At 64.2% G+C, this 15,583-nt stretch carries 17 protein-coding genes; all 17 read left to right on the forward strand.

The window, feature by feature from the left end:
- The first annotated feature begins 134 nt into the window (after positions 1-134).
- The 17 genes from ACLBKT_RS05365 (at position 135) to nuoL (ending at position 15,580) form a co-directional block, all read left to right on the forward strand.
- Entirely contained in the window at positions 135-1,565 is a 1,431-nt protein-coding gene (locus tag ACLBKT_RS05365) for a coniferyl aldehyde dehydrogenase (protein WP_410181925.1), read from the forward strand.
- On the forward strand, positions 1,562-2,770 hold the full coding sequence (locus ACLBKT_RS05370) for an SMP-30/gluconolactonase/LRE family protein (RefSeq protein WP_410181926.1): 1,209 nt from the start codon (positions 1,562-1,564) through the stop codon (positions 2,768-2,770). The genes ACLBKT_RS05365 and ACLBKT_RS05370 overlap by 4 nt, the downstream gene beginning before the upstream one ends.
- A gap of 139 nt (positions 2,771-2,909) precedes the next feature.
- Complete coding sequence (locus tag ACLBKT_RS05375) at positions 2,910-3,284, forward strand: NADH-quinone oxidoreductase subunit A (protein ID WP_160761620.1); 375 nt, start codon at positions 2,910-2,912, stop codon at positions 3,282-3,284.
- On the forward strand, positions 3,281-3,859 hold the full coding sequence (locus tag ACLBKT_RS05380; RefSeq protein WP_410181927.1) for a NuoB/complex I 20 kDa subunit family protein: 579 nt from the start codon (positions 3,281-3,283) through the stop codon (positions 3,857-3,859). The genes ACLBKT_RS05375 and ACLBKT_RS05380 overlap by 4 nt, the downstream gene beginning before the upstream one ends.
- 6 nt (positions 3,860-3,865) lie before the next feature.
- Positions 3,866-4,657, forward strand: a complete 792-nt coding sequence (locus ACLBKT_RS05385) for an NADH-quinone oxidoreductase subunit C (protein ID WP_410181928.1) — start codon at positions 3,866-3,868, stop codon at positions 4,655-4,657.
- The gene (locus tag ACLBKT_RS05390; protein ID WP_410181929.1) at positions 4,654-5,865 is read left to right on the forward strand and encodes an NADH-quinone oxidoreductase subunit D; all 1,212 of its coding nucleotides are present in this window, start codon (positions 4,654-4,656) and stop codon (positions 5,863-5,865) included. The genes ACLBKT_RS05385 and ACLBKT_RS05390 overlap by 4 nt, the downstream gene beginning before the upstream one ends.
- A gap of 23 nt (positions 5,866-5,888) precedes the next feature.
- Positions 5,889-6,194 carry a nuclear transport factor 2 family protein gene (locus ACLBKT_RS05395; protein WP_410183649.1) on the forward strand — a complete coding sequence of 102 codons (306 nt, stop codon included), beginning with the start codon at positions 5,889-5,891 and terminating at the stop codon, positions 6,192-6,194.
- Positions 6,194-6,862 (forward strand): NADH-quinone oxidoreductase subunit NuoE, encoded by a 669-nt coding sequence (gene nuoE / locus ACLBKT_RS05400; protein WP_410181930.1) that lies wholly within the window; start codon positions 6,194-6,196, stop codon positions 6,860-6,862. The genes ACLBKT_RS05395 and nuoE overlap by 1 nt, the downstream gene beginning before the upstream one ends.
- 124 nt (positions 6,863-6,986) lie before the next feature.
- Positions 6,987-7,130, forward strand: a complete 144-nt coding sequence (locus tag ACLBKT_RS05405; RefSeq protein ID WP_410181931.1) for a hypothetical protein — start codon at positions 6,987-6,989, stop codon at positions 7,128-7,130.
- Complete coding sequence (locus ACLBKT_RS05410; RefSeq protein WP_166546950.1) at positions 7,127-7,315, forward strand: hypothetical protein; 189 nt, start codon at positions 7,127-7,129, stop codon at positions 7,313-7,315. Before ACLBKT_RS05405 ends, ACLBKT_RS05410 begins: the two co-directional genes overlap by 4 nt.
- Positions 7,302-8,594, forward strand: a complete 1,293-nt coding sequence (gene nuoF, locus ACLBKT_RS05415) for an NADH-quinone oxidoreductase subunit NuoF (protein ID WP_410183650.1) — start codon at positions 7,302-7,304, stop codon at positions 8,592-8,594. Before ACLBKT_RS05410 ends, nuoF begins: the two co-directional genes overlap by 14 nt.
- A complete protein-coding gene (gene nuoG, locus ACLBKT_RS05420; RefSeq protein ID WP_410181932.1) occupies positions 8,594-10,609 on the forward strand; it encodes an NADH-quinone oxidoreductase subunit NuoG in 2,016 nt (671 codons plus the stop codon). Before nuoF ends, nuoG begins: the two co-directional genes overlap by 1 nt.
- Positions 10,610-10,764: 155 nt before the next feature.
- Complete coding sequence (nuoH, locus tag ACLBKT_RS05425) at positions 10,765-11,898, forward strand: NADH-quinone oxidoreductase subunit NuoH (protein ID WP_410181933.1); 1,134 nt, start codon at positions 10,765-10,767, stop codon at positions 11,896-11,898.
- Positions 11,895-12,383, forward strand: coding sequence for an NADH-quinone oxidoreductase subunit NuoI (gene nuoI / locus ACLBKT_RS05430; protein ID WP_069310315.1), 489 nt, complete (start codon positions 11,895-11,897; stop codon positions 12,381-12,383). The genes nuoH and nuoI overlap by 4 nt, the downstream gene beginning before the upstream one ends.
- A gap of 143 nt (positions 12,384-12,526) precedes the next feature.
- A complete protein-coding gene (locus tag ACLBKT_RS05435; protein WP_410181934.1) occupies positions 12,527-13,150 on the forward strand; it encodes an NADH-quinone oxidoreductase subunit J in 624 nt (207 codons plus the stop codon).
- The gene (gene nuoK / locus ACLBKT_RS05440) at positions 13,147-13,467 is read left to right on the forward strand and encodes an NADH-quinone oxidoreductase subunit NuoK (RefSeq protein ID WP_410181935.1); all 321 of its coding nucleotides are present in this window, start codon (positions 13,147-13,149) and stop codon (positions 13,465-13,467) included. Before ACLBKT_RS05435 ends, nuoK begins: the two co-directional genes overlap by 4 nt.
- A gap of 121 nt (positions 13,468-13,588) precedes the next feature.
- Positions 13,589-15,580: an NADH-quinone oxidoreductase subunit L gene (gene nuoL, locus ACLBKT_RS05445; protein WP_410181936.1), complete on the forward strand. Its 1,992-nt coding sequence runs from the start codon at positions 13,589-13,591 to the stop codon at positions 15,578-15,580.
- The last annotated feature ends 3 nt before the right edge of the window (positions 15,581-15,583 follow it).

Consider the following 15,583-nt stretch of genomic DNA (forward strand, 5'->3'; position numbering starts at 1 on the left):
ATCCTTCCCGGTGCACCAAGGCCAGCAATCTTTTCATCCGGCGGGCGCGCCACCCAAGCCGCTTGCGCACCTGCGCGCTTTGCGCAACAACACGTCGCAAATGAAAACGCATCTATGTCTCACGGGAGAATGACATGGCCGATGATCGCCGCGATGAACTCGAAGCCCTGCTGGCGCGCCAGCGCGCCGCCTTCACCGCCTCGCGCCCCGAGCCGCTGTCGCAGCGCAAGGACCGCATCCGCCGCGCGATCGCGCTGGTGAAGGACCACGGCGAGGAATTCGCCAAGGCGATGAGCGCCGATTTCGGCAACCGCTCCTACGCGCAGTCGATGCTGACCGATATTGCCGCCACGGTGGGCGCGGGCAATCACGCGCTCAAGCATTTGGACGCCTGGGCCAAGCCGGAAAAGCGCAAGGTGCAGTTCCCGCTTGGTCTGTTGGGGGCCAAGGCCGAGGTGCGCTACGAACCCAAGGGCGTGATCGGCATTCTCTCGCCGTGGAACTTTCCGGTGCAGCTGGCTTTCGGCCCGCTGATGCAGGTGTTGGCGGCGGGTAACCGGGCGATGATCAAGCCGTCCGAATTCACCGAGCGCACCAGCGAACTGATGGCCGAGCTGACGGCGGAGTGTTTCGCGCCCGAGGAAGTGGCTGTCGTGACCGGCAGCCCCGAAGTCGCCGCCGCATTCTCTTCGCTCCCCTTCGATCACCTCGTCTTCACCGGATCGACCGCAACCGGCCGCCGTGTGATGCAGGCGGCGGCTGCGAACTTGGTGCCCGTGACGCTGGAACTTGGCGGCAAGTCGCCCGTCATCATGGGCCGCAGCGCCGACTTCGCCAAGGCCGGGGAGCGGATCGCGCTCGGCAAGATGATGAATGCTGGCCAGATCTGTCTTGCCCCCGATTACCTGATGGTGCCTGAGGAAAAGGCCGACGAGGCCGTGGCGGGTGTTACCGGCGCGGCGGCGGCGATGTACCCGCGCGTGCTCGACAATGATGATTACGCCTCGATCGTCTCCGACCGCCATTTCGAGCGGCTGCAAGGCCTCGTCGCGGATGCCAAGGACAAGGGCGCCGAGGTGATCGAGGTCAATCCGGCGGGCGAGGATTTCGCCAATTCCAACCAGCGCAAGATGCCACTCACCGTGCTGCGCGGGGTCAATGACGGCATGACCGTGATGCAGGAGGAGATCTTCGGCCCTGTCCTGCCGGTGATGACCTACAAGTCGGTCGATCAGGCAGTGGATTACATCAACGAGCATGACCGCCCGCTCGGCCTCTACTACTTCGGTGAGGACAAGGCTGAGCAGGAGCGGGTGCTGACCCGCACCATCTCGGGCGGCGTGACCACCAATGACGTGGTGTTCCACGTCTCGATGGAAGACCTGCCGTTCGGCGGGGTCGGCCCGTCGGGGATGGGGAGCTACCACGCGATCGAGGGTTTCCGCGAATTCAGCCACGCCCGCGCGGTCTATCATCAGCCCAAGATCGACATCGCCAAGCTCGCCGGGATGAAACCGCCTTATGGCAAGGCGACCGAGAAGGCTGCGGCGAATATGATGAAATGAGGGCGCTCGCCGCCGCGCTGGCTGTGCTTCTCGCAGCGCCTCTTGGTGCCGAGGAGCCGCCGGCGTGGCGGAATGTCGACGCCGCGACGGGGCTCGAACAGCTGGCGGCCGACTTTCCCGATAGCACCACGCTGCGCCGCCGCCTGCTCGCCGCGCAGCTGGAGCAAGGTGACGCCGATGGTGCGCTTGAGACGTTGCGCTGGCTTTCCGCGCGCGGGATGGTGTTCAGGACGCAGACGCAGGCGCAGATCGCCGAGCGCATCGGTGCCGCCCATGCAGCTGAAGCCGCGCGGCTCATGTCCGCCCCCGCGCAGGTCGTCACCGCAAGTTCGGTGGTGGCCGAGCTTCCCGCCGAAGCCGGACTGATCGAAAGTGTCCTCGTCTCACCCGGCACCGCGGGCGCCATGATCGCCACCTCGGTCTCGCGCCGGTCGGTGTTCACAGGTGGCGCGGGGCTTGCCTGGCTGGAGAGCCCCATCGCGTCGGCCCAAGCGCTTTCGGGAATCGTCTCGGCGCCCGGAGGCAAGATCGTCTGGGTCGCCTCCGGCAATATCGTCGGGGCGCAAGCGGATGGCGCGCGGTTTTCCGGGCTGATCGGATTGACGGGGGACATGGGCCGCTTCGCCTCGATTCCCGCGCCCGAGGGTGTGACGGTATCGGACCTCGCCGCAGGCCCGGATGGGACGGTCTATGCCAGCGACCCGGTCAACGGCGGAGTTTACCGAGCGGTGTCTGGCGCGCGGACGCTTGAGGCGCTGGTGGCCCCCGGCACCTTCCGCTCGCCCCAGGGCTTGGCCGTGAGCGCAGATGGTGCGCGGCTTTATGTCAGCGATTACGGTTATGGTTTGGCGCTGGTCGATCTGGCCAGCGGTGCGGTGACGCGGCTTGCGAGCGATATCTCCGTCGCGCTCGACGGGGTGGACGGGTTATGGCTCCACGATGGCGAGCTGATTGCCGTTCAGAACGGCACCAGTCCGATGCGGATCAGCGCTTTTGCTCTTTCTGCCGACGGAACCCGGATCGTTGGGCACCGCGTGCTCGAACAGGCGCATCCGGGCTGGACCGAGCCGCTTGGCGGCAGCCTTCACGAAGGGGCTCTGATCTACGTCGCCACCGGTCAGTGGGACCGCTATGACAGGGGGCAGCTGCGAGAGGGCATGACAGCTCTTCCCACCACCATCCGCCGCCTGCCGCTGGAGCGCTAGAGCGCAGCGGGGCCGTTCTGCCGCAACCTTTGTTCGATTTCCTGCAACACACCTGAGGGGTTTTCCGCGAGTCGCAGGCTTGCGCCCCGCGTGCGACAGGCTTAGGGCGACGAACGGGATTAACAGCTTGGACATCGTCGTGGTCGACCTCAGTCAGTATCTGCCGATACTGTTATTCGTGCTTGTGGCTTTCGGGCTCTCGATCCTGTTTGTGGTCGCGCCCATGGCGGTCTCGCGCCTCACCGGCACCCATAACCCTGATGCGGAAAAGCTCTCGGAGTATGAATGCGGCTTCCCCGCGTTCGAGGATGCGCGCAGCCAGTTCGACGTGCGCTTCTATCTGGTCGCGATCAGCTTCATCGTCTTCGACCTTGAAGCCGCCTTCCTGTTCCCTTGGGCGGTGAGCCTGGGTGAGACGGGCTGGGTTGGCTGGGGCGGCATGATGGTGTTCCTGTTCATCCTCGCGGTTGGCCTCGCTTATGAATGGAAGAAAGGGGCGTTGGACTGGGAATGAATACCATCGTTACTCCTCCCCAAGGATTGCCCGACATCTCGAAGCTTACCACTGCGCAAGGCGGCGAGGTCCGCGCGCCTGACGCGAGCTTCTTCAACGCGCTCCAGACCGAGGTCACCGACAAGGGCTTCCTCGTCACCTCGACAGAGGAGCTGTTCCAGTGGGCGCGCACGGGCTCGCTGTGGTGGATGACCTTCGGCCTTGCCTGCTGCGCGGTCGAGATGATCCACGTCAACATGCCGCGCTACGACATGGAGCGCTTCGGCGCCGCGCCGCGCGCCTCCCCGCGCCAGTCGGACGTGATGATCGTCGCCGGCACGCTGTGCAACAAGATGGCCCCGGCGCTGCGCAAGGTCTACGACCAGATGTCGGACCCCAAGTACGTGATCAGCATGGGCAGCTGCGCCAATGGCGGCGGCTATTACCATTACAGCTATTCGGTGGTGCGCGGCTGCGACCGCATCGTGCCGGTCGACATCTATGTCCCCGGCTGCCCGCCGACTGCCGAGGCGCTGCTTTACGGCGTTATGCAATTGCAGCGGAAGATCCGCCGCGTCGGCACCATCGAGAGGTAAGGGCGCATGGCCGTTCTCCATTCCGCTCCGCGCTTTGCCGCCAACGCGGGCGTGATCGACGCTATCAGCGAGACCATTTCGGTCTGGCTGATCGAGGCTGTCGAAGCCCACGGCGAGGTGATCTTCCGTGTCGAGCGCGATGCTATCGCACGGGTGCTGCAAATCCTGCGTGACGACCATGCCTACCAGCAGCTCATGGAAATCGCCGGGGTCGACTACCCCTCGCGGCCCGAGCGCTTCGAAGTGGTCTACATGCTCCAGAGCCTCACCAAGAACCACCGCGTGATGGTGAAGTGCTCGGCCTCCGAGGAGACGCCCGTGCCCACCGTCACCACCCTGTGGCCCAACGCCGGGTGGCTCGAACGCGAGGTGTTCGACATGTACGGCGTGACCTTTGCGGGCAACCCGGACCTGCGCCGCATCCTCACCGATTACGGCTTCGAAGGGCACCCGTTCCGCAAGGACTTCCCGATGACGGGCTACACCGAGCTGCGCTATTCCGAGGAGGAAAAGCGGGTCGTGTATGAGCCCGTTGAACTTGCGCAGGAAATGCGCAGCTTCGACTTCCTTTCACCCTGGGAAGGCGCGGATTACGTGCTGCCCGGTGACGAGAAATCGCGCGGCGCGCCCACGGTGGCCGAGCCCAAGACGACCGAGAAGCCCGCCGACACCGGCGCGGGCAAGACAGCGGACGAGGCAGCGGCCAAGCCCGTCGCCGCCGCCGCGCCCGCGCAGAAGGACAGCGGCAAGGGTGCCCCCGGTGCCCCCGATCCCACCTCGAAGGAGGGTGGACGATGAGCATGCAACGCGAGGAATCGCTCACCACCACGGGCGAGGTCATCAGCAACTACACGATCAACTTCGGCCCCCAGCACCCGGCCGCGCACGGCGTGCTGCGCATGGTGATGGAGCTTGATGGCGAGGTGATCGAGCGGATCGACCCGCATGTCGGTCTGCTCCACCGCGGCACCGAAAAGCTGATCGAGCACAAGACCTATCTTCAGGCGCTGCCCTATTTCGACCGGCTCGACTATTGCTCGCCGCTGGCGATGGAGCACTCCTATGTGCTCGCGATCGAAAAACTGCTGAACCTCGAAGTGCCGATCCGCGCGCAATATCTGCGCGTGCTGTTCGCCGAGCTGACCCGCATCTGCAACCACATGCTCAACATGGGCGCGCACATCCTCGATGTCGGCGCGTTCACGCCGAACCTGTGGATCATGGACCTGCGCGAGGACTGCCTCAACTTCTTCGAGCGGGCGAGCGGCGCGCGAATGCACTCCGCGTGGTTCCGCCCGGGCGGCGTCCATCAGGACGTGCCGGAGAAGCTGCTGGTCGATATCGGCGACTGGCTCGACAACCGCTTCTTCCAGCTGTTCGAGGACGCGATGAGCCTCGTCATGGACAACCGCATCTTCAAGCAGCGCAATGTCGACATCGCCGTCGTGTCGCGTGAGGACGCGGTTGCCTGGGGCTTCTCCGGCCCGATGATCCGCGCCGCGGGCATCCCGTGGGACCTGCGCAAGTCGCAGCCCTACGATGTCTATGACCGCATGGAATTCGACATCCCGGTCGGCACCAACTCGGACTGCTACGACCGCTTCATGGTGCGCGTGAAGGAAGTCTACGAGAGCGCGAAGATCATCAAGCAGTGCCTGCGCGACATGCCGGGCGGCCCGATTGCCTCGACCGACGGCAAGGTCTCGCCGCCCAAGCGGGGCGAGATGAAGCAGTCGATGGAAAGCCTGATTCACCACTTCAAGCTCTACACCGAAGGCTTCCACGTCCCCGCGGGCGAGGTCTATGTCGCGACCGAAAGCCCCAAGGGCGAGTTCGGCGTCTACCTCGTCAGCGACGGCACCAACAAGCCCTACCGCTGCAAGATCCGCCCCACGGCCTTCAGCCACCTTCAGGCGATGGATTTCATGAGCAAGGGCCACATGCTGCCCGATGCGACCGCCATTCTGGGCGCGATCGACGTGGTGTTCGGGGAGTGCGACCGGTGAGCAGGCTTGCGATCGCCGAAGAAATGATTGCGCATTACAATGCGCAGGATGCCGACGCCTATGTCGCGCTGATGACCGATGGTGCCTGCGAGGCGGGCTACCGCGGCGCAGTGATCCGCGAAGGCAAGGAAGGCACGCGGGCGGGCCTCAAGGCGATGTTCGCCGAGTTTCCCGAGAACCGCGCTGAGATCATTACCGGCTACGAACTGGGCGAATTCGCGGTGTTGCATGAGCGGGTCTACCGCTCCCCGACTGCCGAGCCCTTCGAAGTCATGTCCGTCTATTCCTTCGAGGGCGACCTGTGCTCTCGCGTGGAGTTCATCCGCTAATGGCTGACCGTACCCCCGCTCCCGACACCCCCGAACTGCGCGCCCGCTGGGGCGGTTTCGCGTGGACGCCGGAGAACAAGACAATCGCCGACTGGCACATCGCCAAGTATCCCGAAGGGCGTCAGCGCAGCGCGGTGATGCCGCTGCTCGATCTTGCCCAGCGGCAGGTCGGCGCAGAGACCGATACGCAGGGCTGGCTGCCGCTGCCGGTGATCGAATATGTCGCCAAGTATCTCGACATGCCGGTGATCCGCGTGCTCGAGGTCGCCAGCTTCTACTTCATGTACAACCTCAAGCCCGTCGGCAAATTCCACGTGCAGGTGTGCGGGACGACGCCCTGCATGCTGCGCGGGAGCGACGACATCATGGCCGCCTGCAAGAAGCGCGGGATGGTGAAGGGTGGGGTTTCGGCCGATGGTCTCTGGACCCTCACCGAAGTCGAATGCATGGGCAATTGCGCCACCGCGCCGATGGTCCAGATCAATGACGACAATTACGAAGATCTGACGCCAGAACGGCTCGACGCGGTGCTGGACGCGCTGGCGGCGGGCGAGATGCCCAAGGCGGGCACGCAGGAGCCGGGGCGTCACACCTCCGAACCTTCGGGCGGGCCCACGACGCTCACCGCGATGGTTGATGCCAACCACGATTACCGGGGCGAGTGGTGATGAGGCCCCAAAGCACCATTCGTGCTGAGCTTGTCGAAGCACCGTTCTTTCTTTGCGTGCGACGTGAAGAAGGAACGGCGGCCCTTCGACAAGCTCAGGGCGAACGGATGTGGAGATTTGAGGCATGACCGCCGTCGTCTCCATCTTCGGCGCGCTGCTGCTGGCCTTCATCGCCTACAAGGTGTTGATGGGCTTGGTGCGCGTTGGGGTAATCCTGCTGATCGTCGCAGTGCTCGCGGGCCTGTGGCAATCGGGAGCGATCGGATGAACCCGGTGACGCTTCTGCTGGCGATCCTCGGGCTGGGCGGCTTCGCGCTCGGGGCGATACTGACTGTGACCGGTCCGCTCGAAATGGGCGTGATCGTGATGGGTCTGGGTCTTGTATTTCAAGTGATTTCGCTGGTGCGCATCAAGCGCGCCAAACAAAGGGATGGCAGCAATGCTGGCGGATAAGGACCGCATCTTCACCAACCTCTATGGCTTTCAGGACTGGAGCCTGAAGGCAGCGCAGGCGCGCGGGGATTGGGACAACACCAAGGCGCTGCTCGCACGCGGGCAGGATGCTATCATCGAGGAAATCAAGGCCAGCGGCCTGCGCGGGCGGGGCGGGGCGGGCTTCCCGACGGGGCTCAAGTGGTCCTTCATGCCCAAGGAATCGCGCGATGGCCGCCCGAGCTTCCTCGTCATCAATGCCGACGAGTCCGAACCCGGTTCCTGCAAGGACCGCGAGATCATCCGCCACGATCCGCACAAGCTGGTCGAGGGCGCGCTGGTTGCCGGTTACGCGATGCGGGCGCGCGCTGCCTACATCTACATCCGCGGCGAATATATCCGCGAGGCCGAGACGCTGCAGAAGGCGATCAGCGAAGCCTATGACGCCGGGCTGATTGGCAAGAACGCCTGCGGTTCGGGCTACGATTTCGACGTCTTCATGCACCGCGGCGCGGGCGCTTACATCTGCGGCGAAGAGACCGCGATGATCGAGAGCCTTGAGGGCAAGAAGGGTCAGCCGCGCCTCAAACCCCCCTTCCCGGCGGGTGCGGGGCTCTATGGTTGCCCGACCACGGTCAACAACGTCGAGAGCATCGCGGTGGCGCCGACGATCCTGCGGCGCGGCGCTGCGTGGTTCTCCAGCTTCGGGCGCGAGAACAACAAGGGCACCAAGCTGTTCCAGATCAGCGGCCACGTTGAAAAGCCCTGCGTGGTCGAAGAGGCGATGAGCATCAGCTTCGAAGAGCTGATCGAGAAGCACTGCGGCGGCATCCGCGGCGGGTGGGACAATCTGCTGGCGGTCATCCCCGGCGGCTCGTCCGTGCCGCTGGTGCCCGCCGCACAGATCCGCAACGCGCCGATGGACTTCGATGGGCTCAAGGAACTGGGCTCCGGCCTCGGCACCGCGGCGGTCATCGTCATGGACAAGTCGACCGACATCGTCCGCGCGATCAGCCGCCTCTCCTATTTCTATAAGCACGAGAGCTGCGGCCAGTGCACCCCCTGCCGCGAGGGCACGGGCTGGATGTGGCGCATGATGGAGCGCCTGCGCACGGGTGACGCCGCGATCGAGGAAATCGACATGCTGCAGGAAGTCACCAAGCAGGTCGAAGGCCACACCATCTGCGCGCTGGGCGACGCCGCCGCGTGGCCGATCCAGGGCCTCATCCGCCACTTCCGCCCCGAGCTCGAGCGGCGGATCAACGAACATAATGCGCAATTCCAAGAGGCAGCCGAGTAATGCCCAAGGTCACCGTAGACGGTCAGGAAATCGAAGTCCCGGCGGGCGCGACTGTGTTGCAGGCGTGCGAGCTGGCGGGGAAGGAAATCCCGCGCTTCTGCTATCACGAGCGGCTCTCCATCGCCGGCAATTGCCGCATGTGTCTGGTCGAGGTGAAGCCCGGGCCGCCCAAGCCGCAGGCCTCCTGCGCGCTGCCGGCTGCCGAGGGTCAGGAAATCCGCACCGACTCGCCCATGGTCAAGAAGGCGCGCGAAGGGGTGATGGAGTTCCTGCTCATCAACCACCCGCTCGATTGCCCGATCTGCGATCAGGGCGGCGAGTGCGATCTACAGGACCAGGCGGTCGCCTATGGCCGCGGCGGTTCGCGCTATCACGAGAACAAGCGCGCGGTCACCGAGAAATACATGGGCCCGCTGATCAAGACGATCATGACCCGCTGCATCCACTGCACCCGCTGCGTGCGCTTCTCGGAAGAGATCGCGGGCGTGGACGAAATCGGCGCGCTGTACCGCGGCGAGGACATGCAGATCACGACCTACCTCGAACAGGCGGCGGCGCATGAATTGAGCGCCAATGTGATCGACCTGTGCCCGGTCGGCGCGCTGACCTCGCGTCCCTATGCCTTCGAGGCGCGGCCGTGGGAGCTGAAGAAGACGCTCAGCATCGACGTCTCGGACGCGGTGGGGGCGAACATCACGCTCCACTCCAAGGGCCGCGAAGTCATGCGCGCGCTGCCGCGGGTGAATGACGACGTCAACGAGGAGTGGCTCTCGGATAAGGGCCGGTATCAGGTCGACGGGTTGACCAAGCGCCGCCTCGACCGCGTGTGGGTACGCCGCGAAGGCAAGCTCCAGCCCGCCGAATGGACCGAGGCTTTCGGCATGATCGCCGCCGCGCTCGAAGGCGACAAGGCCAGCATCGCGGCGGTGGCGGGCGACCTGCTCGATGCTGAGACCATGTTTGCCGCCAAGGCGCTGGTCAATGCCTGCGGGTCGAACCTCACCGAGGCGCGTCAGACTGGCATGACCTATGACGTGTCGAACCTCGCGGCGGTGAACTTCAACAGCACCTTCGCCGGGATCGAGACCGCCGACGCGATCCTGATCGTCGGCAGCAATGTCCGCTGGGAGGCCGCGCTGCTCAACGTCCGTCTGCGCAAGGCGGTGAAGGCGGGGGCCAAGGTCTACATCATCGGGCCCGAATGGGATCCCACCTATCCGGCGACCTTCCTCGGCAGCGATCTGAAGCTCCTGAACCGCGTGCCCAAGGAATTGGGTGACGTCATGAAGTCGGCCCAGCGTCCGGCGGTGATCCTCGGCGCGGCGGCGCTGGCCAAGGGTGCACTTCCGGGGGCGCTCAAGCTGGTCGATAAGTTCAACCTCGTCCGTGAGGGCTGGAACGGCTTCAACGTGTTGCACATCTCGGCGGCGCGCATGGCTTCGCTGATGCTCGGCTTCACGCTTCCGGGCGGGATGGGCGACATTGCGGCGGCCAGCCCCAAGGTGCTGCTTAGCCTCGGCGCGGACGAGATGGACTACGCGCCCTACGCGAAGAGCCTCAAGGTCTATATCGGCCACCACGGCGACAAGGGTGCGCATCACGCCGACATCATCCTTCCGGGCGCTTCCTACGCCGAAAAGGACGGGACCTACGTCAACACCGAGGGCCGGGTGCAGTTCGCCGAGAAGGCCGTCTTCGCTCCCGGCGACGCGCGCGAGGACTGGACGATCCTGCGTGCGCTCGCCGATGCGCTGGGCGTGACGGTGGGCTTCGACAGTTTCGACCAGCTTCAGGCCGCGATGATCGCTGCCGTGCCCGCGTTGGGCGAAGAGGGCCTCGCCGATTACGGCGCGCTCTCCAAGGCCGACAGCGGCGCCAAGTTCGAAGGCGAGATCGCGGGCTACCCGGTCAAGGACTTCTACCTCACCAACCCCATCGCCCGCGCCAGCGAGGTGATGCAGCGCTGCTCGGATGAGTTGCTGCACGGGGCCGATGTGAAGGAGGCTGCGGAATGAGTGCGCACCAAATCCTCCCCCTTCAGGGGAGGGGGACCATCCGCAGGATGGTGGAGGGGCAGGCTCGGCTTCTCCGCAAATCTGACAAATTGAACCGGGCGGGGTGCCCCTCCACCACTGCGTGGTCCCCCTCCCCGTGCCGGGGAGGAATGTAAGTGACCGCCTTCTTCCAATCCCTAGGCCTGCCTTACGAATGGGCCTGGACTGTGGCGACGCTCGCGGGGATCCTGATCGTCTCGCTGCTCGTCATGTTCTCTGTGGCGATGGTGATCTATGTCGACCGCAAGGTGCTGGGCGCGATCATGATGCGGCGCGGGCCCAATGTGGTGGGGCCGTTCGGGCTGCTGCAATCCTTCGCGGACGGCCTCAAGGTCTTCCTGCAAGAGACCATCATCCCGAGCGCCGCGAACAAGGGCATCTTTCTGATCGCGCCGATTATCACCTTCACGGTCGCGCTCGCGGCGTGGGCGGTGATCCCGTTCGACGCGGGCGTCGTGATTTCGGACATCAATGTCGGCCTGCTCTATATCCTCGCGATCTCCTCGATGGGGGTTTACGGCGTGGTGATGAGCGGGTGGGCGTCGAACTCCAAATATCCGTTCTTCTCGGCGATGCGTGCCTCGGCGCAGATGATCTCCTACGAGGTCTCGATCGGCTTCGTGCTGGTCTGCGTCGTGCTGTTTGCCGGGACTTTCAACCTCTCCGGCATCGTCAATGCGCAGCAGGGGTTCGGGCTGGGCTTCATCAACGCCTATGCGGTGCACCCGCTGCTGTTCCCGATGTGGGTGGTGTTCTTCATCTCGGCCCTCGCTGAAACCGCGCGCGCGCCCTTCGACCTCACCGAGGCCGAGAGCGAGCTCGTCGCGGGCTACCAGACCGAATATTCCTCGATGAGCTTCGCGCTGTTCTGGCTCGGCGAGTATGCGAATATCCTGCTGATGTGCTCGCTCAACACGCTGCTGTTCTGGGGCGGGTGGCTGCCGCCGCTCGACATTCCGGTGCTTTACATGGTGCCGGGGATTATCTGGTTCCTCGTCAAGACCTTCGTGTTCTTCTTCATGTTCAGCTGGATCTGGGCGACCGTGCCGCGCTACCGCTACGACCAGCTGATGCGCCTCGGGTGGAAGGTGTTCCTGCCGATGAGCCTGCTGTTTGTGGCGGCGACCAGCGGCTACCTGATGGCGACGGGGCATTTTGACCGCTCAATCGCACCGACGGCTCCTGCGACCTCGACCGAAATCGTCCAAACCACCCCTGCGCAGCCTGTTGCTGTGAGAGGCCAGTCATGACCACCGTCTCCCACCTCATCAAATCGTTCACCCTCTGGGAGTTCCTCAAGGCCCACGCCTTGACGCTGAAGTATTTCTTCAAGCCCAAGGTGACGATCAACTACCCCTTCGAGAAGGCCCCGCTCTCGCCCCGCTTCCGCGGTGAGCACGCCCTGCGGCGCTATCCGAACGGCGAGGAACGCTGCATCGCGTGCAAGCTGTGCGAGGCCGTGTGCCCCGCGCAGGCGATCACCATCGAGAGCGAACCGCGCGAGGACGGCAGCCGCCGCACCACCCGCTACGACATCGACATGACCAAGTGCATCTTCTGCGGCTTCTGCCAGGAAGCCTGCCCGGTCGATGCCATCGTCGAAGGACCGAATTTCGAATACGCCACCGAAACCCGCGAGGAGCTGCTTTACGACAAGGCCAAGCTGCTTGCGAATGGTGACAAATGGGAACGGGCCATCGCGGCCAACCTTGAAGCCGACGCACCCTATCGCTAGGGCGCGCGGCGACGAGGAAACGGGGTCAATCAACAACGCACGTCACCCCGGCGAAGGCCGGGGCCCAGTGCGGACAAAGGGATCACATAGCCGCTTGCGGGACCCCGGCCTTCACCGGGGTGACGTAACGGCGGAGTAAAACCATGATACAGGCCATCGCCTTCTATTTCTTCGCGACGATTGTCGTTGCCAGCGCCGTAATGGTCGTCATGGCGCGCAATCCGGTGCACTCGGTGCTGTGGCTGATCATGGCGTTCTTCAACGCTGCCGGGCTGATGGTGCTGGTTGGCGCCGAGTTCATCGCGATGCTGCTGGTGATCGTCTATGTGGGGGCGGTCGCGGTGCTGTTCCTGTTCGTGGTGATGATGCTCGACATCGATTTTGCCGCGATGCGTGCAGGCTTTTCCCGCAACGCGCCGCTGGGTCTGCTGATCGCCGCGATCCTGCTCGCAGAGCTGCTGCTGGCCGTGGGCGCTTACAACGCAGGCGGTCTGAGCCTCGGCACGCCTGACGGTTCTGCCGTGCAGGCCGCCGATACGTCGAACATCGAGGCGCTCGGTGCGTTGCTCTATGGCCGCTACATTGTGCTGTTCGAAATCGCCGGGATCATCCTGCTGGTCGCGATGATCGGCGCGATTGTGCTGACCTTCCAGCCGCCCAAGCCGGGTGCCCGCGCGCGGCAGGACGTGGGCAAGCAGATCCGCCGCCGTCCGGAGGATGCAACCGTCATGAAGAACCCGGAGATCGGGCAAGGGGTCGAACTATGATTAGTGCAGGTGGGATCGGCATCGAACATTACCTCACCGTCGGCGCGATCCTGTTCGTGCTCGGCGTGCTGGGAATTTTCCTCAACCGCAAGAACGTGATCGTCATCCTGATGGCGGTCGAGTTGATCTTGCTGAGCGTGAACCTCAACCTCGTGGCCTTCAGCGCCTTCATGCAGGATCTGGTGGGACAGGTCTTCGCGATGCTGGTGCTGACGGTGGCCGCGGCCGAGGCGGCCATCGGCCTCGCGATCCTGGTGATCTATTTCCGCACTCGCGGTTCGATTGCGGTCGACGACATCAACCGGATGAAGGGGTGATTTGCGTGATCGTCTCTAGTCCGTTCGCCCTGAGCTCGTCGAAGGGCCGTCTTTTCTTCGCTCCCGTGCGCTTCGAAGAAGTGCAGGGCTCTGACAAGCTCAGCCCGAACGGGGGTTGTTAATGCATCCGATCCTCATCATCGTTTTTGCGCCGTTGGCCGCTGCCCTGATCGCAGGGCTGGGCAACCGCATGATCGGCAATGTCGCCGCCAAGAGCGTGACCACCGCCGGGCTGTTCCTCGCCGCTGGCCTCAGCTGGCCGATCTTCCTCGGCTTCCTCTCGGGCACTGCCACGGCAGAGGTCGTGCCGGTCCTGAAGTGGGTGCAGAGCGGCACGCTGACCTTCGATTGGTCGCTGCGCGTTGATACACTCACCGCGATCATGCTGGTGGTGATCAATTCGGTCTCGGCGCTCGTGCACCTTTATTCGTGGGGGTACATGGAGGAAGACCCGGATCAGCCGCGGTTTTTCGCCTATCTCTCGCTGTTCACCTTCGCGATGCTGATGCTGGTGACGGCCGACAACCTCGTCCAGATGTTCTTCGGATGGGAAGGGGTGGGGCTGGCGTCCTATTTGCTGATCGGATTCTGGTTCCGCAAGCCCTCGGCCGGCGCGGCGGCGATCAAGGCTTTCGTGGTCAACCGCGTGGGTGACTTGGGCTTCATGCTCGGCATCTTCGGCACCTATCTGGTGTTCCAGACGACTTCGATCCCCGAGATCCTGGCGGCAGCTCCGGGCATGAGCGGCTCGACCATCACCTTCGTCGGCATGCGGCTCTACACGATGGATATCCTGTGCATCCTGCTGTTCATCGGCGCGATGGGCAAGTCGGCGCAGCTGGGCCTGCACACCTGGCTGCCTGACGCGATGGAAGGCCCGACCCCGGTCTCGGCGCTGATCCATGCCGCGACCATGGTGACGGCAGGCGTGTTCATGCTGTGCCGCCTTTCGCCGATGTTCGAGACCGCGCCGACCGCGCTGACCATCGTCACCATCGTCGGGGCCGCGACCTGCTTCTTCGCCGCCACGATCGGGACGACGCAGTGGGACATCAAGCGGGTGATCGCCTATTCGACCTGCTCGCAGCTCGGCTACATGTTCTTTGCCGCAGGCGTCGGGGCCTACGGGGCGGCGATGTTCCACCTCTTCACCCACGCCTTCTTCAAGGCGCTGCTGTTCCTTGGTGCGGGCTCGGTGATCCACGCGATGCACCACGAACAGGACATGCGCTATTACGGCGGCCTGCGTAAGCATATCCCGTTCACCTTCTATGCCATGCTGGCAGGCACGCTGGCGATCACGGGGCTGGGGGTCTATCACCTTGGGGTCGGCTTTGCGGGCTTCTGGTCGAAGGACGCGATCCTCGAAGTCGCTTATGCTCGCCACAATGGTGCGGGGCAGTTCGCCTTCTGGGCCGGTGCCATCGCGGCGCTGCTCACCAGCTTCTATTCCTGGCGCCTGATGTTCCTGACCTTCTGGGGCAAGCCGCGCTGGATCGAGAGCGAGCATATCCAGCACTCGGTGCACAAGACCCCTGCCGAAGCAGGCGAGGACACCACGGGCGGCTATCACCCGCATGAAAGTCCGATCACGATGCTGATCCCGCTGGGCCTGCTGACCATTGGCGCAATTGCCGCCGGACAGGTGTTCGCACCCAGCTTTCTCGACAGCGCGGCCTTCTGGAACGGGTCGATATTCTACAACGAAGACCTGATCCATGCGATGCACGCCGTGCCTTACTGGGTGAAGTACACCGCACTGATCGTCATGGTTGTGGGCTTTGCCGGCGCCTATCTGGCCTACATCGCCAAGCCCGACATACCGGCACGCTTCGTTGCAACCTTCGGCGCGCTGCACAACTTCGTCTACCGCAAGTGGTACTTCGACGAGCTGTATGACGCGATCTTCGTGAAGCCCGCTTTCGCGCTGGGCCGCGCGTTCTGGAAGCTCGGCGATATCGGCACCATCGACCGGTTTGGTCCCAACGGCATCGCCTGGGCGGTCGAGCGCTCCTCGGTCGCCGCCAAGTCGATCCAGTCGGGCTACGTTTACACCTACGCGTTGATCATGCTGCTCGGGCTGGTCGCCGCTGTCACCTTTGTTCTGCTTTAGGAG

This window comes from Erythrobacter sp. W302b (assembly GCF_046452395.1).
Lineage (GTDB): Bacteria > Pseudomonadota > Alphaproteobacteria > Sphingomonadales > Sphingomonadaceae > Erythrobacter.